This is a genomic window from Mycobacterium paraintracellulare (assembly GCF_000276825.1).
Lineage (GTDB): Bacteria > Actinomycetota > Actinomycetes > Mycobacteriales > Mycobacteriaceae > Mycobacterium > Mycobacterium intracellulare.
Genome location: NC_016948.1, coordinates 3,139,230 through 3,160,915, shown reverse-complemented (window position 1 = coordinate 3,160,915; position 21,686 = coordinate 3,139,230). Strand labels below are relative to the sequence as shown.

Below are 21,686 nucleotides of genomic sequence, written 5' to 3'. Positions count from 1 at the left end.
CGGGCCTTCGCAGCCCCGGGCGGGCCTAGTTGAAGCGCTCGCCGATCGCCGGGCGTCGCTGCGGCAGGTGCCCGTGCACGCCTTCGGCGTAGGCGGTTTCGGCGTGCTGGGTGAGGTCGGCGCCGGTGGTTTCGTCTTCGGTACTGAGCCGGAAACCCACCACCCGATCGATCACCTTGGCGAGCACGAACGACACGGTGAACGCGTAGAACGCGACGACCGCGATCGCCAGCGTCTGCTTGCCCAGCTGGCCGACGCCGCCGCCGTAGAACAGGCCGCGCGGGCCCGCCGTCATGACCGCCGTGGCGAGCAGCCCGATCAGGAACACACCGACCACGCCGCCGACGAAGTGCACGCCCACCACGTCGAGCGAATCGTCATAGTTGAAGCGCAACTTCGCGCCCACCGCGAACGAGCACACGACACCCGCCGCCAGGCCGACGATCGTCGCGCCGAGGGTGTTGACGGTCCCGCACGATGGGGTGATGGCCACCAGGCCGGCGACCACGCCCGACGCCGCACCGAACGTGGTGGGCCTGCCGTCGCGAATCTGTTCGACCGCAAGCCAACCCAGCATGCCCAGACATCCCGCGACCAAGGTGTTGAGGAAGATGGCCGCGGCGGTTCCGTTGGCGGCCAGGGCGGAGCCGGCGTTGAACCCGAACCAGCCGAACCACAGCAGCCCGACACCGACGAACAGCAGCGGCAGGTTGTGCGGCCGCATGGCGTCCTTCTTGAAACCGATGCGCGGCCCGAGCACCAGCGCCAGCGCCAGCGCGGAGGAACCCGAGACGATCTCGACGACCAGCCCGCCCGCATAGTCGAGGACGCCCAACTTGGCCAGCCAGCCGCCCGGCCCCCAGACCCAGTGGGCGACAATCGAATACACGGCGATCGTCCAGACCGGGACGAAAACCATCCAGGCGGCGAACTTCGCGCGGTCGGCGATCGCGCCACTGACCAGCGCGGCCGTGATGATCGCGAACGTCAATTGGAACGTGGCATACAGCAACTCGGGCACCGCCGTGCCGTGCACCGTGTCGGGGGTGATGCCGAGCATCCCGAAATGCCTGAGGTTGCCGACGAACCCGCTGGCCCCGTCTTCGGAGAACGCGAGGGTGTAGCCGATCAGCAGCCACGCCACGGTCACCAGCGGGATGGAGATGAAGCTCATCATCATCATGTTGAGCACCCCGGTGGTGCGGACCATGCCGCCGTAGAAGATCGCCAGGCCGGGCGTCATCAGCAAGACCAGCGCGGTGCTGGCCAGCAGCCACGCCGTGGCGGCCGGGTCTATCGCGTGCATGTCGGCCTCCTTCGGGTCCCGGACACCGGGATACTGCCATGTTCGGGCCGCCGGTAGGTTCGTTGGGTTACTGAAAAGAGGATTCAGGATCTTCAATTGGTCGAGGCTGGACGACGATCTCGCGCAAGCACGGCGGCGGCGCAGCTGTTGGTCGACCCGGTCGAGGCCGCGCGCCGGTTACTGGGCGCCACCCTCACCGCGCGGGGTGTGAGCGGGATAGTCGTCGAGGTCGAGGCCTACGGGGGAGTGCCCGACGGTCCGTGGCCGGACGCCGCGGCGCACTCTTACAAGGGCCTGCGCGCCCGCAATTTCGTGATGTTCGGGCCGCCGGGGCGGCTCTACACCTACCGCAGCCACGGCATCCATGTCTGCGCGAACGTCTCGTGCGGTCCCGACGGCACCGCGGCCGCGGTGTTGCTGCGGGCGGCCGCGATCGAGGACGGCACCGACGCCGCCCGGGCCCGCCGCGGCGAGCTGGTGCACACCGCCGCGCTGGCGCGCGGGCCGGGGAACCTGTGCGCTGCCATGGGAATCACCATGGACGACAACGGAATCGACCTGTTCGACGGCAACAGCCCGGTGACGCTCGAGCTGCACGAACCGCTGAGCTCGATGTCCGGCCCGCGGGTCGGTGTCAGCCAGGCCGCCGACCGGCCCTGGCGGTTGTGGCTTCCCGGGCGCCCGGAGGTGTCGGCGTATCGCCGCAGCCCGCGCGCGCCGGCCCCGGGTGCCAGCGACTAACCCGCGGCGAACGTCGGGTCGCTGGGGGAAGCGCCCCGAATCCGCGCCACAAGTCGACGCCCGCCGTCGGCGCTCTGGAAGACTCGTACACCATGATCCTCGACGAGCTGGGCTGGCGCGGCCTGATCGCGCAGTCCACCGACCTCGATGCGCTGGCGGCCGAAGCCCGGCGCGGGCCGATGACGGTGTACGCCGGCTTCGACCCCACCGCGCCGAGCCTGCACGCCGGCCACCTGGTGCCCCTGCTGGCACTGCGCCGCTTCCAGCGCGCCGGCCACCGCCCCATCGTGCTCGCCGGCGGCGCCACCGGGATGATCGGCGACCCCCGCGACGTTGGTGAGCGCACCCTCAACGAGGCCGACACCGTCGCCGAGTGGACCGAACGGATCGGCGGACAGTTGCAACGCTTCGTCGACTTCGACGATTCACCGACCGGCGCCGTCGTCGTCAACAACCTGGACTGGACGCGCCCGCTGTCGGCGATCGAGTTCCTGCGCGACATCGGCAAGCACTTCTCGGTCAACGTCATGCTGGACCGCGACACCGTGCGGCGCCGCCTGGACGGCGACGGCATCTCCTACACCGAATTCAGCTACATGCTCCTTCAGGCCAACGACTACGTCGAACTGCACCGCCGCTACGGCTGTCGCCTGCAGATCGGCGGCTCCGACCAGTGGGGCAACATCATCGCCGGGGTCCGGCTGGTCCGCCAGCAGCTCGGCGCCTCGGTCCACGCGCTGACCGTGCCCCTGGTGACCGCCGCCGACGGCACCAAGTTCGGCAAGTCCACCGGTGGCGGCAGCCTGTGGCTGGACCCCGCGCTGACCACCCCGTATGCCTGGTACCAGTACTTCTTCAACACCGCCGACGCCGACGTGATCCGCTACTTGCGCTGGTTCACCTTCCTGTCGGCCGACGAGCTGGGCGAGCTGGAGCAGGCCACGGCCGAGCGCCCCCAACAACGCGCCGCGCAGCGGCGGCTGGCGCGCGAACTGACCGTGCTGGTGCACGGCGAGGCGGCCACCGAGGCCGTCGAGCACGCCAGCCGGGCGCTCTTCGGGCAGGGCGAGCTGGGCCGGCTGGACGAGGCCACGCTGTCCGCGGCGCTGCGCGAGACGTCGGTCGCCGAGCTCAAACCCGGTGGCCCCGACGGGATCGTCGACCTGCTGGTGGCCAGCGGGCTGTCCGAGAGCCGCAAGGCCGCGCGGCGCACCATCGGCGAGGGCGGCGTCTCGGTCAACAACGTCCGCATCGAAAGCGAGGAGTGGGCCCCGCAGCCGGCGGACTTCCTGCACGGCCGGTGGCTGGTGCTGCGCCGCGGCAAGCGCACCGTCGCGGGGGTCGAAAAAGTCTAGACCGCCCGGGCGCCGTGGAGCCTCCGCGAAACACGCGCGTGCACAGATCTTTACCTCACCGTGTCGTCGGCGTGACCCGAAAGGACCACTGTTGTCACGGTGATTTTCGCGACGCGTGTGCGGTCGACCGTCCTGCGGAGCCTGGGGGTGATCACGGGCCTGGTGGCGCTGGCCGCGGCTCTGTCGGGGGCGATGTCGGCGCCGATCCGCGCGGACATGCTCAGCAATGCGTTCCTGTCGGCGCTGACGAACGCCGGGATCGCCTATAGCCAGCCGACCGGCACCACCGCGATGGGACAGTCGGTGTGCCCGATGCTGTTCGAGCCCGGCGGGTCCTTCGACGCGGTGACGTCCAAGATGGCCGAGGGCAACGGCATGTCGTACGAGACGGCCGGCAGGTTCACCATCGTGGCGATCGCGACCTACTGCCCGGCGCTGATCGCGCCGCTCCTGGGCAACCGGCTGCCGAGTTAGGTGTGGCGCTGCCCGTATTCTCGGCAGCGTGGTCGACGACAGGCAGAGGCACCGCGGCGAGCGGAGGGCGCGGCCGGCATCCGGCAACTGGTCCGGTCCGGGCCGTGCGCGGCCGGCTCAGCCGCAGAGCGGCCCGCGCCGCGACGCCCAGGCCGATCGCGCCCCGCAGGACGGGCCGCCGATCCCGCCCGGCGTGGAAGCCAAGCAGCTGGCACCCGACGTTCGCCGCGAACTGAGCACCCTGGACCGGGCCACCGCCGACGCGGTGGCCCGCCACCTCGTCGCCGCGGGCGAGCTGCTCGACGAGGACCCGGAGGCGGCGTTGCGTCACGCCCGCGCGGCGCGGGCCCGGTCCAGCCGCATCGCCACCATCCGGGAGGCGGTCGGCATCGCCGCCTACCACTGCGGCGACTGGTCGCAGGCGCTGGCGGAGTTCCGCGCCGCACGCCGCATGGGCAGCAAGTCCGCGTTGCTCCCGCTGATCGCCGATTGCGAACGCGGACTTGGCCGTCCGGAGCGCGCCATCGAGCTCGCGCGCGGACCGGAGGCCGCCGAGCTGTCCGGGGACGACGCCGACGAGCTCCGCATCGTCGCCGCCGGGGCGCGCGCGGACCTCGGGCAGCTGGAGCAGGCGCTGACCGTATTGTCCACGCCGCAACTGGATCCCAGCCGCACCGGCTCCACGGCCGCGCGGCTCTTTTACGCCTACGCGGACACGCTGCTCGCGCTCGACCGCACCGACGATGCGCTGCAATGGTTCCTGCGTTCGGCCGCCGCCGACGTCGACGGAGTCACCGACGCCGAAGACCGGGTCAGTGAACTCGGCTGACACGACGGAACCGACGACGTGAAAAGCCTTGCGCAGGAATACGATTGCCTACTGATCGACCTCGACGGGACGGCATTTCGCGGCCGCCAGCCCACCGAGGGCGCCGTTGAGGCGCTGGCCGAGGTGCGCAGTCGCGCGTATTTCGTCACCAACAACGCCTCCCGCAGCGCCGACGAGGTCGCCGCGCACCTGACCGAACTCGGCTTCACCGCCACCGCCGACGACGTCGCCACCAGCGCCCAGAGCGCGGCCCGGCTGCTCGCCGACCAGCTGCCCCCGGACTCGCCGGTGCTGATCGTGGGCACCGAGGCCCTGGCCGGCGAGATCACCGCCGTCGGGCTGCGCCCAGTGCGCAGCAACGACGACGACCCGGCCGCCGTCGTGCAGGGCCTGTCCCTGACCATCGGCTGGCCCGAGCTCGCCGAGGCGGCGCTGGCGATCCGGGCCGGCGCGCGATGGGTGGCGGCCAACGTCGACCTCACCCTGCCCACCGAGCGCGGGTTGCTGCCCGGCAACGGCTCGTTGGTGGCCGCGCTGCGGGCGGCCACCGGCGCCGAACCCCAGGTGGCGGGCAAGCCGGCGCCCGCCCTGCTGCGCGACGCGGCGGCCCGGGGCGACTTCCGCGCGCCCCTGGTGATCGGCGACCGGCTCGACACCGACATCGAGGGCGCCAACGCCGCCGAGCTGCCCAGCCTGATGGTGCTCACCGGGGTCAACTCCGCGCGGGACGCGGTGTACGCCAAGCCCGCCCAGCGCCCCACCTACATCGGCCACGATCTGCGCTCGCTGCACGCCGACGCCGGGCGCCTCGCGGTCGGCCCGCAACCGGGCTGGCGGGTCGACGTCGCGGACGGGGCGGTCACGGTCCGCGGGGACGGGCCGGACGACGGGGACGGCCTGTCGATCGTGCGCGCGGTCGCCGGCGCGGTGTGGGGCGCCCCGGGGTCTGGCGCCGTGCGCATCGAGGCCGGCGACGACCGGGCGCGCGCCGCGCTGCAGCGCTGGTCTTTGGTGCGCACCGACTAACGTAGGAACGCGATGAGTATCGACCCCGATCAGATTCGCGCCGAGATCGACGCCCTGCTGGCCCGGCTGCCCCGACCCGGCGACCAGGAGGACCCCGAGAAGGCGCCCTCGCTCGACGAGCTCGAAGAGATCGCGCGCCGGCTCTCCGAGGCCCACGACGTCCTGTTGGCCGCGCTGGAGTCGGCGGAGAAGGGCTGAGTGCGCGCATGTCTCGACGCGCCCGCGTTGACGCCGAGCTGGTGCGGCGCGGCCTGGCCCGGTCGCGTCAGCAGGCCGCGGAGTTGATCGGCGCCGGCAAGGTGAGCATCGACGGGATGCCGGCGCGCAAGCCCGGCACCGCCGTCGCCGTCACCGCCGCCCTGACCGTGGCCACCGACGGCGAACGCGGCTGGGTCTCGCGCGGCGCGCACAAACTCATCGGCGCGCTGGACGCCTTCGGGATCTCCGTCGCGGGCCGCCGCTGCCTGGACGCCGGCGCGTCGACGGGCGGCTTCACCGAAGTCCTGCTGGACCGCGGGGCCGCCGAAGTGGTGGCCGTGGACGTGGGATACGGCCAGCTGGCGTGGTCGCTGCGCAGCGATGCGCGGGTCGTCGTCGTCGAGCGGACCAACGTTCGTGACCTGACGCCCGAGGCGATCGGCGGGCCGGCCGACCTCGTCGTGGCCGACCTGTCGTTCATCTCGTTGGCCACAGTGTTGCCGGCGCTGGCTGGATGCGCCGCACCGAACGCGGATATCGTTCCCATGGTGAAGCCACAGTTTGAGGTGGGGAAGGGCCAGGTCGGCGCGGGCGGTGTGGTGCACGACCCCGGCCTGCGCGCCGACGCCGTGACGTCGGTCGCGCGCCGCGCCGCCGAGCTGGGTTGGCACACCGTCGACGTCACCGCGAGCCCGCTGCCGGGGCCGTCGGGCAACGTCGAATATTTCCTTCGGCTGCGCGCCCAGGCCGATCGTCCGCTCGCCGGCGACGCCCTGGTGGCGGCGGTGCGGCACGCGGTGGAAAGCGGGCCGCAGTGACTCCAGCCGAACGCACCGTCTTGATGGTCGTCCACACCGGCCGCGAAGAAGCCACCGAGACGGCCCGCCGTGTACAGAAAACGCTGGGCGACAACGGAATCGGGCTTCGGGTGCTGTCCGCCGAGGCTGTCGACCGGGGACCGTTGCACCTGGCCCCCGACGACATGCGGGCGATGGGCGTCGAGATCGAGGTCGTCGACGCCGACCCCCGGGCCGCCGAAGGCTGCGAACTGGTGCTGGTACTCGGCGGCGACGGGACGTTCCTGCGGGCCGCCGAGCTCGCGCGCAACGCCGGCATCCCGGTGCTGGGCGTGAACCTCGGGCGGATCGGCTTTCTGGCCGAGGCCGAGGCCGAGGCCATCGACCGGGTGCTGGACCACGTTGTCGCACAGGACTACCGGGTGGAGAACCGCCTGACGCTCGACGTGGTCGTGCGCCAGGGCGGCCGGGTCTCCGCGCACGGCTGGGCCCTCAACGAGGTCAGCCTGGAAAAGGGCCCCCGGCTCGGCGTACTCGGGGTGGTGGTCGAAATCGACGGGCGGCCGGTGTCCGCCTTCGGCTGCGACGGCGTCCTGGTGTCGACCCCGACGGGTTCCACCGCCTACGCGTTCTCCGCGGGCGGCCCGGTGCTCTGGCCCGACCTGGAGGCAATCCTGGTGGTACCCAACAACGCTCACGCGCTGTTCGGTCGCCCCATGGTCACCAGCCCGAACGCCACCATCGCGATCGAGGTGGAGGCGGACGGCCACGACGCCCTGGTGTTCTGCGACGGCCGCCGCGAGATGCTCATCCCGGCCGGCAGCCGCATCGAGGTGAAACGTTGTGACACGGCGGTGAAATGGGCCCGGCTGGACAGCGCCCCGTTCACGGACCGGTTGGTGCGCAAGTTCCGGCTGCCGGTGACCGGGTGGCGCGGAAACTGACGGCACAGCACGGGATCCTGACTGAATGCTGACTGAAATCCGGATCGAGTCGCTCGGGGCGATCAGCTCGGCGGTCGGCGAGTTCGACCGCGGCCTGACCGTGCTGACGGGGGAGACCGGCACTGGAAAGACCATGGTGGTCACCGGCTTGCATCTGCTCGGCGGCGCCCGCGCCGACGCCACCCGGGTCCGGTCGGGGGCCGAGCGGGCCCTCGTCGAAGGGCGGTTCAGCACAACGGATCTCGACGAGGCCATGGTCGTGCGGCTCGACGAGATGCTCGACGCGTCGGGCGCCGAACGCGACGAGGACGGCAGCGTCATCGCGCTGCGCTCGGTCAGCCGTGACGGGCCGTCGCGGGCCTACCTCGGCGGCCGCAGCGTGCCCGCCAAATCGCTGGGCGACTTCACCGCCGGGCTGCTGACCCTGCACGGGCAGAACGACCAGCTGCGCCTCATCCGGCCCGAGGAGCAGTGCGCGGCGCTGGACCGCTTCGCCAAGGCCGGACCCGCGCTCGAGCGGTACTGCAAACTGCGCGACGCCTGGCTGTCGGCGCGGCGCGACCTGCTCGACCGCCGCAACCGCATGCGCGAGCTCGCACTGGAGGCCGACCGGCTGACGTTCGCCCTCAACGAGATCGACGCCGTCGACCCGCAACCGGGCGAGGACGACGCCCTGGTCGCCGAGATCGTGCGGCTCTCCGAACTGGACACCCTGCGCGAGGCCGCCGCCACCGCCCGCGCGGCGCTGTCCTCCGAGGAGACCGACGGCCTCAGTGCCACCGACAGCCTGGGAAAGGCAAGGGCCGCACTGGAATCCACCGGCGACGCCAAGCTGACGGCGCTGGCCGGCCAGATCGGCGAGGTGCTGACCGTGCTCGTCGACGCGGCCGGCGAACTGGGCGGCTTCCTCGAGGAGCTGCCGGTCGACGCCAGCGCCCTGGAATCCAAGCTGGCCCGTCAGGCCGAACTGCGCACCCTGACCCGCAAGTACGCCGCGGACATCGACGGCGTGATCGGGTGGGCCCAGGAGTCGCGGCAACGGCTGGCCCAGCTCGACGTCTCCGAGGAGGGTTTGGCGGCGCTGGCAGCCCGGGTCGACGAGCTCGGCCGCGAATTGGCCCAGGCCGCGGTCGATCTCAGCGCCACGCGGCGCAAGGCCGCCAAGCGGCTCGCCAAGGAGGTCACCGCCGAGCTGTCCGGGCTGGCGATGGCCGACGCCCAATTCACCATCGACGTGACCCTGGATGCCGCGCCGGACACCGCGTCGGACCCCGACGATTCGGCCGCGCTGCGGCTGCCGTCGGGCGAGCTCGTCCACGCCGGCGCCGACGGCGTCGACCAGGTCGAGTTCGGTTTCGCCGCGCACCGGGGCATGGACCAGCTGCCGCTGGCCAAGAGCGCCTCCGGTGGCGAGCTGTCCCGGGTGATGCTCGCCCTGGAGGTGGTGCTGGCCACGTCCCGCAAAGAGGCCGCGGGCACCACCATGGTGTTCGACGAGGTCGACGCCGGGGTGGGCGGCCGCGCGGCGGTGCAGATCGGGCGCCGGCTGGCGCGATTGGCGCGCACCCACCAGGTCATCGTGGTCACGCACCTGCCGCAGGTTGCGGCGTACGCCGACGTGCACCTGGTGGTGCACGCCGCGGGGCCCAAGGGGACCAGCGTGGTACGGCGCCTGGGCGGCGACGAGCGGGTCGCCGAGCTGGCGCGGATGCTGGCCGGGCTGGGCGAATCCGACAGCGGCCGCGCGCACGCCCGCGAGCTGCTCGAGGCGGCGCAAAAGGACGAGATCTAGGCCCGTGTTGCGGCCGCGGCCGTCTCCGCCCCTGTGTCCGCGCCCCTGTCTCGGGCCCCTGTCTCCGCGAGCGTCGACTTGTGGCGGCCAACCCCGGCGTGTCGCCGCATCAAGTCGACGTTCGAGACCAGTTCGGCACAGAGCTGTTACTAATGGGACTCTAGATAACTTCTGGGGCTAATGTTACGGCGCGCCTCCCCGCGTCGTCCGCGCATCACCGACAGAATCGCCCCCATGAAGATGTCAGGCCTGCTTTCCCGTAATCCCGCCCGGCCGGGCCTCGTCGGCACTGCCCGCGTTGACCGCAACATCGACCGATTGCTGCGCAGGGTCTGCCCCGGCGACATCGTCGTGCTCGACATCCTCGATCTGGATCGCATCACGGCGGACGCCCTGGTGGAGGCCGACATCGCCGCCGTCGTCAACGCCTCGCCGTCGGTGTCGGGCCGCTACCCCAACCTGGGGCCCGAGGTCCTGGTCAACAACGGGGTCACGCTGATCGACGAGGCCGGACCCGACGTCTTCAAGAAGGTCAAAGACGGCGCCAAGATCCGCCTGCACGAGGGCGGGGTGTACGCCGGCGACCGGCGGCTGGTCCGCGGCACCGAGCGCACCGACCACGACATCGCCGATTTGATGCGGGAGGCCAAGAGCGGCCTGTCCGCCCATCTGGAGGCGTTCGCCGGCAACACCATCGAGTTCATCAAGAGCGAGAGCCCGCTGCTGATCGACGGCATCGGCATCCCCGACGTCGACGTCGACCTGCGCCGCCGGCACGTGGTGATCGTCGCCGACGAGCCCAGCGCCGAGGACGACCTCAAGTCGCTCAAGCCGTTCATCAAGGAGTATCAGCCGGCGCTGATCGGGGTGGGCAGCGGCGCGGACGTGTTGCGCAAGGCGGGGTATCGCCCGCAGGTGATCGTTGGCGACCCCGACCAGATCAGCACCGACGCCCTGAAGTGCGGGGCCCAGGTCGTGCTGCCCGCCGACGCCGACGGGCACGCGCCGGGGCTCGAACGCATCCAGGACCTGGGCGTCGGCGCGATGACGTTCCCGGCCGCGGGGTCGGCGATCGATTTGGCCCTGCTGCTGGCCGACCACCACGGCGCCGCGCTGCTGGTGACCGCCGGCCACACCGCCAACATCGAGACGTTCTTCGACCGCACCCGCGCCCACAGCAACCCGTCCACGTTCCTGACCCGGCTGCGGGTGGGGGAGAAGGTGGTGGACGCCAAGGCCGTGGCCACCCTGTACCGCAACCACATCTCGGCGGGGGCCATCGCGCTGCTGGCGCTGACGATGCTGATCGCCGTCATCGTCGCGCTGTGGGTGTCTCGCACCGACGGTGTGGTGCTGCACTGGGTCACCGACTACTGGAACCACTTCTGCCTGATGGTGCAGAAGTGGGTCACCTAGATGATCTCGCTGCGCCAACACGCCCTGTCGCTGGCCGCCGTGTTCCTGGCGCTGGCCGTGGGCGTCGTGCTGGGTTCCGGCTTCCTGTCGGACACGTTGCTGTCCAGCCTGCGTGACGAGAAGAAGGACCTCAACGCCCAGATCAGCGGGCTCAACGACCAGAAGAACGTGTTGAACGAAAAGCTCAGCGCGGCAAACAATTTCGACACCCAGCTGGCCGGCCGGATCGTGCACGACGCGCTGGCCGGCAAGTCGGTGGTAGTGTTCCGCACCCCGGACGCCAAGGACGACGACGTGGCCGCGGTGTCGAAGTTCATCGGTCAGGCTGGCGGGACGGTGACCGGGACGGTGTCGTTGACGCAGGAGTTCGTCGAGGCCAACTCGGCGGAGAAGCTGCAGACGGTGGTGAACTCGTCGGTGCTGCCCGCCGGACAGCAGCTGAGCACCAAGCTCGTCGACCAGGGTTCGCAGGCGGGTGACCTGATGGGCATCGCCCTGCTGGCCAACCCCAACCCCGCGGTGCCCCCGGTGGACGACACCCAGCGCAACACCGTGCTGGCGGCGCTGCGCGACACCGGCTTCATCACCTATCAGGCGAGCGATCACATGGGCGCGGCCAACGCCGCGCTCGTCGTCACCGGTGGCGCGCTACCGCAGGACGCCGGGAACCAGGGGGCGAGCGTGGCGCGGTTCTCCGCCGCGCTGGCCCCGCACGGCTCGGGCACGCTGCTCGCCGGGCGCGACGGTTCGGCGACCGGCGGCGCCGCCGTCGCGGTGGCCCGCGCCGACGCCGGCCTGAACTCCGCGATCAGCACGGTCGACGACGTGGACGCCGCGCCGGGACGCATCACCGCGGTGCTCGGCCTGCACGACCTGCTGGGCGGCGGTCACGCGGGTCAGTACGGCACCGGTCACGGGGCGACGTCGATCACGGTGCCTCAGTAGCGGGCGTGTTCACCGCGGCTCGGCGCCGTGGATGTTAGGGTGGGTTTCCGTGGGTCGGCAGGCCCATCTAGTTGTTCGCTAGAAACATTTTTCAAGCCCTGCCCGTCTTCACGGAGGTCGCCTGTTGCGAAAGCACCCGCAAACCGCCACCAAGCACCTCTTCGTCAGCGGGGGCGTCGCATCCTCGTTGGGTAAGGGATTGACCGCCAGCAGCCTCGGTCAGCTCCTGACGGCGCGCGGGCTGTACGTGACGATGCAAAAGCTCGATCCGTACCTCAACGTCGACCCGGGCACCATGAATCCGTTCCAGCACGGCGAGGTCTTCGTCACCGAGGACGGCGCCGAGACCGACCTCGACGTCGGGCACTACGAGCGCTTCCTGGATCGCGATCTGTCCGGCTCGGCGAATGTCACTACGGGGCAGGTGTATTCGAGCGTCATCGCCAAGGAACGCCGCGGAGAGTACCTCGGCGACACCGTCCAGGTGATCCCGCACATCACCGACGAGATCAAAGGGCGCATCATGGCGATGGCCCAGCCCGACGCGCAGGGCAACCGCCCCGACGTGGTCATCACCGAAATCGGCGGCACCGTCGGTGACATCGAGTCGCAGCCCTTTCTGGAGGCGGCCCGCCAGGTGCGCCACGACCTGGGTCGCGAGAACGTCTTCTTCCTACACGTCTCGCTGGTGCCCTACCTGGCCCCGTCGGGTGAACTCAAGACCAAACCCACGCAGCACTCCGTGGCCGCGCTGCGCAGCATCGGTATCACCCCGGACGCGCTGATCCTGCGCTGCGACCGCGACGTTCCCGAGGCGCTGAAGAACAAGATCGCGCTGATGTGCGACGTCGACATCGACGGCGTCATCTCCACCCCGGACGCGCCGTCGATCTATGACATTCCGAAGGTGCTGCACCGCGAAGAACTCGACGCCTATGTGGTGCGCCGGCTCAACCTGCCGTTCCGCGATGTCGACTGGACCGAATGGGACGACCTGCTGCGCCGGGTGCATGAGCCGCATGAAACGGTGCGAATCGCCTTGGTGGGCAAGTACGTTGAACTCTCCGATGCCTACCTGTCGGTCACCGAGGCGCTGCGCGCCGGCGGTTTCAAGCACCACGCCAAGGTCGAGTTGCTCTGGGTGGCGTCCGACGACTGCGAGACCGGGCCCGGTGCGGCGGCGGCGCTGGCCGACGTGCAGGGTGTGCTGATTCCCGGCGGGTTCGGCATCCGCGGCATCGAGGGCAAGCTCGGTGCCATCCACTACGCGCGCGCCCGGGGCCTGCCGGTGCTGGGCCTGTGCCTCGGGCTGCAATGCATCGTGATCGAGGCCGCCCGCTCGGCCGGCCTGACCGAGGCCAACTCGGCCGAATTCGACCCAGACACACCGGATCCCGTCATCTCCACGATGGCCGACCAGGTCGACATCGTCGCCGGCGAGGCCGACCTCGGCGGCACCATGCGGCTGGGCGCCTATCCCGCCGTGCTGGAACCGGATTCGATTGTGGCCCAGGCGTATGGCGCCACGGAGGTGTCCGAACGCCACCGGCACCGCTACGAGGTCAATAACGCCTACCGCGACAAGATCGCGGAAAGCGGCCTCAGGTTTTCCGGCACCTCACCCGACGGTCACCTGGTCGAGTTCGTCGAGTACCCGCCGGACGTGCACCCCTTCATCGTCGGCACGCAGGCTCATCCGGAGCTCAAGAGCCGGCCCACCCGGCCGCACCCGTTGTTCGTCGCGTTCGTCGGGGCGGCCCTCGAATACAAGGCCGGCGAACGGTTGCCGGTGGAAATCCCCGAGCAGTCGTCCAACGGCATCCAGCATCGGGACAGCGCCGCGCGGCCCATACCTGAGCCCGCGTCCCGTGGCTGAACACGTCTTCTCCACGGCGTCCTCCGAAACGCTGTACACCGGAAAGATTTTCGCGCTGCGCAGCGACCGGGTGCGGATGCCGGGCGACACCACCGCGGTGCGCGAGGTCGTCGAGCACTACGGCGCCGTGGCCGTCGCGGCGCTGGACGCCGACAACAACATCCCGCTGGTCTACCAGTACCGGCACGCGTTCGGGCGGCGGCTCTGGGAGTTGCCCGCCGGGCTGCTCGACGTCGCGGGGGAGCCGCCGCAGCAGACGGCCGCCCGCGAACTCCACGAGGAGGTCGGCCTGCGGGCGGACACCTGGCGGGTGCTGGTCGACCTCAACTCCGCGCCGGGCTTCAGCGACGAATCCGTACGGATTTATCTGGCCACCGGGCTGACCGAGGTGGGCAGGCCCGAGGCGCACCACGAGGAAGCCGACATGACGATGACCTGGGTTCCCATCGCGGAGGCCGCCCGTCGGGTGTTCAGCGGCGACATCGTGAACTCGATTGCCATCGCGGGGATCTTGGCGGCCCACGCCGTCACCGAGGGGTTCGCGCAGCCGCGGCCGGTGGACAGTCCCTGGATCGACCGGCCGACGGCGTTCGCGGCCCGAAAGGCCGGGCCATGACGACGGTGGCGCTGGATTCCCAACTCCAGGGTTACCTCGACCACCTCACGATCGAGCGCGGCGTCGCGGCGAACACCCTGAGCTCGTATCGCCGCGATTTGCGCCGCTACACAAAACACTTGTCGGACCGTGGAATTCACGATCTGGCCAAGGTGGGCGAGGACGACGTCAGCGAGTTCCTGGTGGCGCTGCGCCGCGGCGACCCCGAGACCGGGGCGGCGGCGCTGTCGGCGGTGTCGGCGGCGCGGGCCCTGATTGCGGTGCGCGGCCTGCACCGCTTCGCCGCCGCCGAGGGGCTGGCCGAACTCGACGTAGCCCGCGCGGTCCGCCCGCCCACGCCCGGCCGCCGGCTGCCCAAGAGCCTGACCGTCGACCAGGTCTTGGCGCTGCTGGAGGGCGCGGGGGGCGACAGCCCGGCCGACGGCCCGCTGACCCTGCGCAACCGCGCGCTGCTGGAGCTGCTGTATTCGACCGGCGCGCGGATCTCCGAGGCCGTCGGCCTCGATGTGGACGACGTCGACACGCAGGCCCGCTCAGTGTTGTTGCGCGGCAAGGGCGCTAAGCAGCGGCTGGTGCCGATCGGGCGCCCCGCCGTGGCCGCGCTGGACGCCTATCTGGTGCGCGGACGTTCGGATCTGGCGCGCCGGGGGCGCGGGACGCCGGCCATCTTCCTCAACGTCCGCGGCGGGCGACTGTCGCGTCAGAGCGCGTGGCAGGTCCTGCAGGACGCGGCCGAGCGCTCCGGCATCACCTCGGGGGTGTCGCCGCACATGCTGCGGCACTCGTTCGCCACGCATCTGCTCGAGGGCGGCGCCGACGTGCGGGTCGTGCAGGAGTTGCTCGGGCACGCCTCGGTGACGACGACGCAGATCTACACCATGGTGACCGTGCACGCGTTGCGCGAAGTGTGGGCCGAGGCCCACCCGCGGGCGCGATAATCCGCGCTCGGGCGCGCTCCCTTTGCGTCCCCCGCCGAACGTGGAGTTGTTGCGCGAAAACGGCGAAATCGTCGACAACAAGTCGACGCTCGAGCGTCAGTTCAGCCCAGGAATTCGGACTCCAGCACCAGGTCGGACACCAACGATTGGTACTCGAGGTGGGTCTTGTGCTCGACGGTGTTCCACCGCGTGCCCTGATGCCGGTGCATGTACCCGCGGTACTTCGGTGCGCCCGGCACCCGCACATTGTCGGCGACCACGATCGAGCCCGGATGCAGCCAGCCCCGATCCAGGATGCTCTTCAGGTCGTCGAGGTAGGCGTCCTTGTCGTGATCGAGGAACACGAAATCGAGTGCGCCAGCGGCAAACCCGTGTTCGGCCAGCGCATCCAGGGTGCGGCCGCCGTCGCCGATGGTGCCGACCACACACGTCACACGGTCGGCCACGCCGGCATGCGCCCAGATCTGGCGGGCGTTGGCGGCGTTGGCCTCGGCGAGTTCGACCGAGAACACCTTGGCCTTCGGCGCGGCCCGGGCGATGCGCAGCGCGCCGTAGCCGCAGTAGGTGCCCAATTCGAGCGCCAGCGCCGGATCGGCGCGCCGCACCGCGGCGTCGAGCAGCAGTCCCTTCTCGTCGCCGACGTTGATCAACATCGACTTCTCGTAGGCGAACTTGTCGATGGTCGTCAGCACGTCGTCGACGTCGCCGGCCCGGGCGTTGCGCAGCACGTATTCGACGGCGCCGGCTTCGCGCCCGTCGCCGATCTGGCCCGTGGTGGTGATGTTGCGATTCCCGACGGCCATCCGCCAGACCGACCACCGCAGCAGGGGTATCCGTCGCTTGAGATCCATAGGGGCCACGATAGGCCGACCGCCGGCGGTGCCCTCGCTGGCGACAGCTTTTCGCGGCCGGCATATCGCCCCCAAACTGGTGCTGCTGTGACTGGAGTGAATAGGCTGTCGGGATGTGCGTTTCACCACCGATTTCCGCTCATATTGGCTGGTTAATTGCCTGCGGGTCGCCGGGTTTCGGCGCGCGGACCCGTTAGACTTTCGGTCGATGTTCACCTCCCGGACACCCCCGCCATGACCGAGCAGCCGGACAACGGCGTCGAGCTCGGCCTGACCGGGCGGCCGCCACGGGCGATCCCGGAGCCACAGCCGCGCACCTCGCACGGCCCGGCCAAAGTCGTCGCCATGTGCAACCAGAAGGGGGGCGTCGGGAAAACCACGTCGACCATCAATCTGGGTGCCGCGCTCGCCGAGTACGGCCGCCGGGTGCTGCTGGTGGACATGGACCCGCAGGGCGCGCTGTCCGCCGGCCTGGGCGTCCCGCACTACGAGCTGGAAAAGACCATCCACAACGTGCTGGTGGAGCCGCGCGTGTCGATCGACGACGTGCTGCTGCAGACCCGGGTCAAGCACATGGATCTGGTGCCGTCCAACATCGACCTGTCGGCCGCCGAGATCCAGTTGGTCAACGAGGTGGGACGCGAGCAGACGCTGGGCCGGGCGCTGCACCCGGTGCTGGATCGCTACGACTACGTGCTGATCGACTGCCAGCCGTCGCTGGGTCTGCTCACCGTCAACGGCCTGGCCTGTTCGGACGGGGTGGTGATTCCCACCGAGTGCGAGTACTTCTCGCTGCGCGGTCTGGCGCTGCTCACCGACACCGTCGACAAGGTGCGCGACCGGCTGAACCCGAAGCTGGAGATCAGCGGGATCCTGTTGACCCGGTACGACCCGCGCACGGTCAACTCGCGCGAGGTGATGGCCCGGGTGGTGGAGCGGTTCGGCGACCTGGTGTTCGACACCGTCATCACCCGCACCGTCCGGTTCCCGGAGACCAGCGTGGCCGGCGAACCCATCACCACGTGGGCCCCGCGATCGACCGGGGCCATCGCCTATCGCGCGCTGGCCCGCGAATTCATCGACCGATTCGGCGCGTGAACGCGACCGCAAATGGTGAGGCGCCCCAGCAGAACGGCTTTCAGGTCCGCCTGACCAATTTCGAGGGGCCGTTCGATCTGCTGCTGCAGCTGATCTTCGCCCATCGCCTGGACGTGACCGAGGTGGCACTGCACCAGGTCACCGACGACTTCATCGCCTACACCCGCGAAATCGGTCCCCAGCTGGAGCTCGAGGAGACCACCGCGTTCCTGGTGGTGGCCGCGACCCTGCTCGACCTGAAGGCCGCCCGGCTGCTGCCGGCCGGGCAGGTCGACGACGACGAAGACCTGGCGCTGCTGGAGGTGCGCGACCTGTTGTTCGCCCGGCTGCTGCAGTACCGCGCGTTCAAGCACGTCGCCGAGATGTTCGCCGAGCTGGAGGCCACCGCGCTGCGCAGCTACCCGCGCGCCGTGTCGCTGGAGGACCGGTTCACCGAGCTGTTGCCCGAGGTGATGATCGGCGTCGACGCCGACCGCTTCGCCCAGATCGCGGCGATCGCGTTCAGCCCGCGGCCCGTCCCGACAGTGTCGGTGGCGCACCTGCACGAGGTGCAGGTCTCCGTCCCCGAGCAGGCCAAGAAGTTGCTGGCGATCCTTCAGGCGCGGGGCAGCGGGGCGTGGGCGACGTTCTCCGAGCTGGTCGCCGATTGTGAGGCGTCGATGGAGGTGGTCGGGCGGTTCCTGGCGCTGCTCGAACTGTATCGGTCGCGGGCGGTAGCATTCGACCAGTCAGAGCCGCTTGGCGTGCTCCAAATTTCGTGGACCGGGGAACGTCCGGTCAGTGAAGCCTTGGTAGAAGTGCGGGACGAATCATGATGGGCGCCGGTGACGACGCAGAGCGCAGCGATGCGGAGGAACGGCATCTGAACGGTGCGGAGCCCAGCGACGCCGCGCAACCCGAAGTCGACCTGGATTCCGACCTCGACGTGGGCATCCCGGACATCGCCGAGGCCGCGCCGATGGAGTCCGAGGAACTCGGCTCGGTGCTCGAGGCGCTGCTGCTGGTGGTGGACACCCCGGTCACCGCGGAGGGGCTGGCGTCCGCCACGCAACAGCCGGTGTATCGGATCGCCACCAAGCTGCAGGAGATGGCCGAGGAACTGACCGCGCGCGACAGCGGCATCGACCTGCGGAAGAACAGCGAGGGCTGGCGCATGTATACCCGCGCCCGGTTCGCGCCGTACGTGGAAAAGCTGCTGCTGGACGGCGCGCGGTCCAAGCTCACCCGGGCCGCGCTGGAGACGCTGGCCGTGGTCGCCTACCGCCAGCCCGTGACGCGTGCGCGGGTGAGCGCGGTGCGCGGCGTCAACGTCGACGCGGTGATGCGCACGCTGCTGGCGCGCGGCCTGATCACCGAAGCCGGGGTGGACGACGACAGCGGCGCGACGACGTTCGCGACCACCGAGCTTTTCTTGGAGCGCCTGGGGCTGACGTCGCTGGCCGACCTGCCGGACATCGCGCCGCTGCTGCCCGACGTGGACACGATCGAGGATCTCAGCGAATCCCTGGACAGCGAGCCACGTTTCATCAAACTTTCCGGCGGCCAGGCGGCCGACCCGGCGCTGACCTTCGACGTGGACCAGGATTGATGGTCGAAGCTGAGGGGATCCGGCTGCAAAAGGTGTTGTCCCAGGCCGGAATTGCGTCGCGGCGGGCCGCCGAGAAGTTGATCATCGAGGGCCGCGTCGAGGTGGACGGGCAGGTGGTGACCGAATTGGGCACCCGCGTCGACCCGGACGTCTCGGTGATCCGTGTGGACGGGGCCCGGATCGTCCTCGACGATTCGCAGGTGTATCTGGCGCTGAACAAGCCGCGCGGCGTGCACTCGACCATGTCGGACGACCGCGGGCGGCCGTGTATCGGTGATTTGATCGAACGGCGAGTTCGCGGGAACAAGAACCTGTTTCACGTCGGGCGCTTGGACGCGGACACCGAAGGGCTGATCCTGCTGACCAACGACGGTGAACTCGCGCACCGGTTGATGCATCCCTCCCACGAGGTGCCCAAGACGTACCTGGCGACGGTGACCGGGTCGGTGCCCCGCGGTGTCGGCAAGGCGCTGCGTGCCGGGATCGAGTTGGAGGACGGTCCCGCGCGGGTCGACGAGTTCGCGGTGGTGGACGCGATCCCGGGTAAGACGCTGGTGCGGGTCACGTTGCACGAGGGCCGCAATCGCATCGTGCGCCGGCTGCTGGCGGCGGCCGGGTTCCCGGTGGAAGCGTTGGTGCGCACCGACATTGGGCCGGTGTCGCTCGGCAAGCAGCGCCCGGGCAGCTTCCGGGCGCTGGGCCGCGACGAGATCGGGCAGCTCTACAAGGCGGTGGGCCTGTGAGTGGGGTAGTGGTGGCCATCGACGGCCCGGCGGGTACCGGAAAGTCTTCGGTGTCAAAGGGATTGGCGTGCGCTTTAGGGGCCCGCTACCTCGATACGGGGGCGATGTACCGGATGGTGACGCTGGCCGTGTTGCGTGCGGGCGTCGATCCGGGCGACGTCGACGCGGTCGGCCGGGTCGGGTCGACGGCGCAGCTGTCGGTGGACGGCGATCGGTGTTTGCTTGCCGGAGAGGACGTTTCCACCGAGATTCGGGGGGATGCCGTCACCGGCGCCGTCTCGGCGGTGTCGGCGGTGCCCGCGGTGCGCGCCCGGCTGGTCGAGTTGCAGCGCGAGATGGCCGCTGGGCCGGGCGATGTCGTCGTCGAGGGCCGCGACATCGGCACCGTCGTCCTGCCCGACGCGCCGGTGAAGATCTTTTTGACCGCGTCGGCAGAAACGCGGGCGCGTCGGCGCAACGACCAGAACGTGGCGGCCGGGCTGGCCGACGACTACGACGCCGCGCTCGCCGACGTCCGCCGTCGCGACCATCTGGATTCCACGCGGGCGGTGTCGCCGCTGCGGGCCGCCCCCGACGCGGTGGTCGTCGACACCAGCAAGATGACCGAGGCGCAGGTGATCACCCATCTGCGGGACTTGGTCGACCAGCGAAGCGGGGCGGTGCGGTGACCCAGGACGGCACATGGAGTGACGAAAGCGACTGGGAATCCGTCGAATTCGGCATCGACGAACAGGAGGAGGCCGGCCCGGCGCCCGTGGTGGCGGTGGTGGGCCGGCCCAACGTCGGCAAGTCCACGCTGGTGAACCGGATCCTGGGCCGTCGCGAAGCGGTGGTTCAGGACATCCCGGGCGTCACCCGCGACCGGGTGTCCTACGACGCGCTGTGGACCGGCCGCCGGTTCGTCGTGCAGGACACCGGCGGATGGGAGCCCGACGCCAAGGGGCTGCAGCAGCTGGTGGCCGAGCAGGCCTCGGTGGCCATGCGCACCGCGGACGCGGTGATCCTGGTGGTCGACGCCGTCGTCGGCGCCACCTCGGCCGACGAAGCCGCCGCCCGGATCCTCCTGCGGTCGGGAAAGCCAGTGTTCCTGGCCGCCAACAAGGTTGACAGCGACAAGGCCGAAGCGGACGCGGCGATGTTGTGGTCGCTGGGGCTCGGTGAGCCGCACGCGATCAGCGCCATGCACGGCCGCGGGGTGGCCGATCTGCTTGACGAGGTGCTGGCCGCGCTGCCCGCGGTGTCGGAGGTGGGCCCCAAACCCGGTGGCCCGCGGCGCGTGGCGCTGGTCGGTAAACCCAACGTGGGCAAGAGCTCGCTGCTGAACAAGCTAGCCGGCGATCAGCGCTCGGTGGTGCACGATGTCGCGGGGACGACGGTGGACCCGGTGGACTCCCTCATCGAGCTGGGCGACAGGGTGTGGCGGTTCGTCGACACGGCGGGTTTGCGGCGCAAGGTCGGTCAGGCCAGCGGCCACGAGTTCTACGCATCGGTGCGCACGCACTCGGCCATCGACGCGGCCGAGGTGGTGATCGTGCTGATCGATGCGTCGGACCCGCTGACCGAACAGGACCAGCGGGTGCTGTCGATGGTCATCGAAGCCGGCCGGGCCCTGGTGCTGGCGTTCAACAAGTGGGACCTGGTCGACGAGGACCGGCGCGAGCTGCTGGAGCGCGAGATCGACCGCGAACTCGTGCAGCTGCGGTGGGCGCCGCGCGTCAACATCTCCGCCAAGACCGGCCGCGCCGTGCAAAAGCTGGTGCCGGCCATGGAGACCTCGCTGGCGTCGTGGGATGCGCGGATCGCCACCGGCCCGCTGAATTCCTGGCTGAAAGAGGTGGTGGCGGCCACCCCGCCACCGGTGCGCGGCGGCAAGCAGCCGCGGATCCTGTTCGCCACCCAGGCCACCGCCCGGCCCCCGACGTTCGTGCTGTTCACCACCGGCTTCCTCGAGGCGGGCTATCGGCGTTTCCTGGAGCGCCGGCTGCGCGAGACCTTCGGCTTCGAGGGGTCGCCGATGCGGATCAACGTGCGCGTGCGCGAAAAGCGGGGCGCCCGGCGGCGCTGAGCGCCGGGGCTCTCGCGACGGTGTCGGTCACTTCCGGACCAGGTGGTGATTCTCGAACCCGATAGCGCATGCGCTAGCACGTTGGATG

The 21,686-nt window shown here is 70.3% G+C and carries 22 protein-coding genes; 20 read left to right on the top strand and 2 right to left on the bottom strand.

Annotated features, from left to right (window positions below):
- Nucleotides 1-25 precede the first annotated feature (25 nt).
- Nucleotides 26-1,306, bottom strand: a complete 1,281-nt coding sequence (locus OCQ_RS14575; RefSeq protein WP_020188604.1) for an ammonium transporter — start codon at nucleotides 1,304-1,306, stop codon at nucleotides 26-28.
- Nucleotides 1,307-1,402: 96 nt separating this feature from the next.
- Between OCQ_RS14575 and OCQ_RS14570 the strand changes: the two genes are divergently transcribed.
- The 14 genes from OCQ_RS14570 to xerD all read left to right on the top strand — a co-directional run bounded on the left by OCQ_RS14570 (nucleotide 1,403) and on the right by xerD (nucleotide 15,253).
- Complete coding sequence (locus OCQ_RS14570) at nucleotides 1,403-2,047, top strand: DNA-3-methyladenine glycosylase (RefSeq protein WP_014380308.1); 645 nt, start codon at nucleotides 1,403-1,405, stop codon at nucleotides 2,045-2,047.
- Nucleotides 2,048-2,139: 92 nt separating this feature from the next.
- Nucleotides 2,140-3,402, top strand: a complete 1,263-nt coding sequence (gene tyrS / locus OCQ_RS14565; protein WP_009955608.1) for a tyrosine--tRNA ligase — start codon at nucleotides 2,140-2,142, stop codon at nucleotides 3,400-3,402.
- A 99-nt stretch (nucleotides 3,403-3,501) separates the two neighbouring features.
- Nucleotides 3,502-3,876, top strand: a complete 375-nt coding sequence (locus tag OCQ_RS14560; protein ID WP_009955607.1) for a DUF732 domain-containing protein — start codon at nucleotides 3,502-3,504, stop codon at nucleotides 3,874-3,876.
- Between the two features lie 28 nt (nucleotides 3,877-3,904).
- Nucleotides 3,905-4,705: a tetratricopeptide repeat protein gene (locus tag OCQ_RS14555; protein WP_225331121.1), complete on the top strand. Its 801-nt coding sequence runs from the start codon at nucleotides 3,905-3,907 to the stop codon at nucleotides 4,703-4,705.
- An 18-nt stretch (nucleotides 4,706-4,723) separates the two neighbouring features.
- Nucleotides 4,724-5,731 carry an HAD-IIA family hydrolase gene (locus OCQ_RS14550; RefSeq protein ID WP_014380305.1) on the top strand — a complete coding sequence of 336 codons (1,008 nt, stop codon included), beginning with the start codon at nucleotides 4,724-4,726 and terminating at the stop codon, nucleotides 5,729-5,731.
- Between the two features lie 12 nt (nucleotides 5,732-5,743).
- Nucleotides 5,744-5,929: a hypothetical protein gene (locus OCQ_RS14545; RefSeq protein ID WP_009955065.1), complete on the top strand. Its 186-nt coding sequence runs from the start codon at nucleotides 5,744-5,746 to the stop codon at nucleotides 5,927-5,929.
- Between the two features lie 8 nt (nucleotides 5,930-5,937).
- The gene (locus tag OCQ_RS14540) at nucleotides 5,938-6,747 is read left to right on the top strand and encodes a TlyA family RNA methyltransferase (RefSeq protein ID WP_009955066.1); all 810 of its coding nucleotides are present in this window, start codon (nucleotides 5,938-5,940) and stop codon (nucleotides 6,745-6,747) included.
- A gap of 23 nt (nucleotides 6,748-6,770) precedes the next feature.
- The gene (locus tag OCQ_RS14535; RefSeq protein WP_014380303.1) at nucleotides 6,771-7,670 is read left to right on the top strand and encodes an NAD kinase; all 900 of its coding nucleotides are present in this window, start codon (nucleotides 6,771-6,773) and stop codon (nucleotides 7,668-7,670) included.
- Between the two features lie 25 nt (nucleotides 7,671-7,695).
- Complete coding sequence (gene recN / locus OCQ_RS14530) at nucleotides 7,696-9,462, top strand: DNA repair protein RecN (protein ID WP_014385081.1); 1,767 nt, start codon at nucleotides 7,696-7,698, stop codon at nucleotides 9,460-9,462.
- Between the two features lie 234 nt (nucleotides 9,463-9,696).
- Nucleotides 9,697-10,878, top strand: coding sequence for a putative cytokinetic ring protein SteA (steA, locus tag OCQ_RS14525; protein WP_009955069.1), 1,182 nt, complete (start codon nucleotides 9,697-9,699; stop codon nucleotides 10,876-10,878).
- Nucleotides 10,879-11,823 (top strand): copper transporter, encoded by a 945-nt coding sequence (locus OCQ_RS14520; protein WP_014385080.1) that lies wholly within the window; start codon nucleotides 10,879-10,881, stop codon nucleotides 11,821-11,823.
- A gap of 124 nt (nucleotides 11,824-11,947) precedes the next feature.
- Complete coding sequence (locus OCQ_RS14515; protein WP_014382727.1) at nucleotides 11,948-13,699, top strand: CTP synthase; 1,752 nt, start codon at nucleotides 11,948-11,950, stop codon at nucleotides 13,697-13,699.
- Nucleotides 13,692-14,315: an NUDIX domain-containing protein gene (locus OCQ_RS14510; protein ID WP_014382726.1), complete on the top strand. Its 624-nt coding sequence runs from the start codon at nucleotides 13,692-13,694 to the stop codon at nucleotides 14,313-14,315. The genes OCQ_RS14515 and OCQ_RS14510 overlap by 8 nt, the downstream gene beginning before the upstream one ends.
- A complete protein-coding gene (gene xerD, locus OCQ_RS14505; protein ID WP_008257558.1) occupies nucleotides 14,312-15,253 on the top strand; it encodes a site-specific tyrosine recombinase XerD in 942 nt (313 codons plus the stop codon). Before OCQ_RS14510 ends, xerD begins: the two co-directional genes overlap by 4 nt.
- A 101-nt stretch (nucleotides 15,254-15,354) precedes the next feature.
- Here xerD and OCQ_RS14500 read toward each other — a convergent pair whose 3' ends face one another.
- On the bottom strand, nucleotides 15,355-16,104 hold the full coding sequence (locus OCQ_RS14500; protein WP_014385079.1) for an O-methyltransferase: 750 nt from the start codon (nucleotides 16,102-16,104) through the stop codon (nucleotides 15,355-15,357).
- A 234-nt stretch (nucleotides 16,105-16,338) separates the two neighbouring features.
- Here OCQ_RS14500 and OCQ_RS14495 point away from each other — a divergent pair, with 234 nt between their 5' ends.
- From OCQ_RS14495 to der, 6 genes are read left to right on the top strand one after another with little or no spacing between them, the layout of a single operon-like run.
- A complete protein-coding gene (locus tag OCQ_RS14495) occupies nucleotides 16,339-17,202 on the top strand; it encodes a ParA family protein (RefSeq protein WP_008257550.1) in 864 nt (287 codons plus the stop codon).
- A complete protein-coding gene (locus tag OCQ_RS14490; protein WP_008257548.1) occupies nucleotides 17,199-18,017 on the top strand; it encodes a segregation/condensation protein A in 819 nt (272 codons plus the stop codon). The genes OCQ_RS14495 and OCQ_RS14490 overlap by 4 nt, the downstream gene beginning before the upstream one ends.
- Nucleotides 18,014-18,790 (top strand): SMC-Scp complex subunit ScpB, encoded by a 777-nt coding sequence (gene scpB / locus OCQ_RS14485; RefSeq protein WP_014385078.1) that lies wholly within the window; start codon nucleotides 18,014-18,016, stop codon nucleotides 18,788-18,790. The genes OCQ_RS14490 and scpB overlap by 4 nt, the downstream gene beginning before the upstream one ends.
- Nucleotides 18,790-19,533, top strand: coding sequence for a pseudouridine synthase (locus tag OCQ_RS14480; protein WP_008257544.1), 744 nt, complete (start codon nucleotides 18,790-18,792; stop codon nucleotides 19,531-19,533). The genes scpB and OCQ_RS14480 overlap by 1 nt, the downstream gene beginning before the upstream one ends.
- Complete coding sequence (gene cmk, locus OCQ_RS14475; protein WP_139826592.1) at nucleotides 19,530-20,201, top strand: (d)CMP kinase; 672 nt, start codon at nucleotides 19,530-19,532, stop codon at nucleotides 20,199-20,201. Before OCQ_RS14480 ends, cmk begins: the two co-directional genes overlap by 4 nt.
- Nucleotides 20,198-21,598, top strand: coding sequence for a ribosome biogenesis GTPase Der (gene der / locus OCQ_RS14470; RefSeq protein ID WP_008257539.1), 1,401 nt, complete (start codon nucleotides 20,198-20,200; stop codon nucleotides 21,596-21,598). The genes cmk and der overlap by 4 nt, the downstream gene beginning before the upstream one ends.
- Nucleotides 21,599-21,686 lie beyond the last annotated feature (88 nt).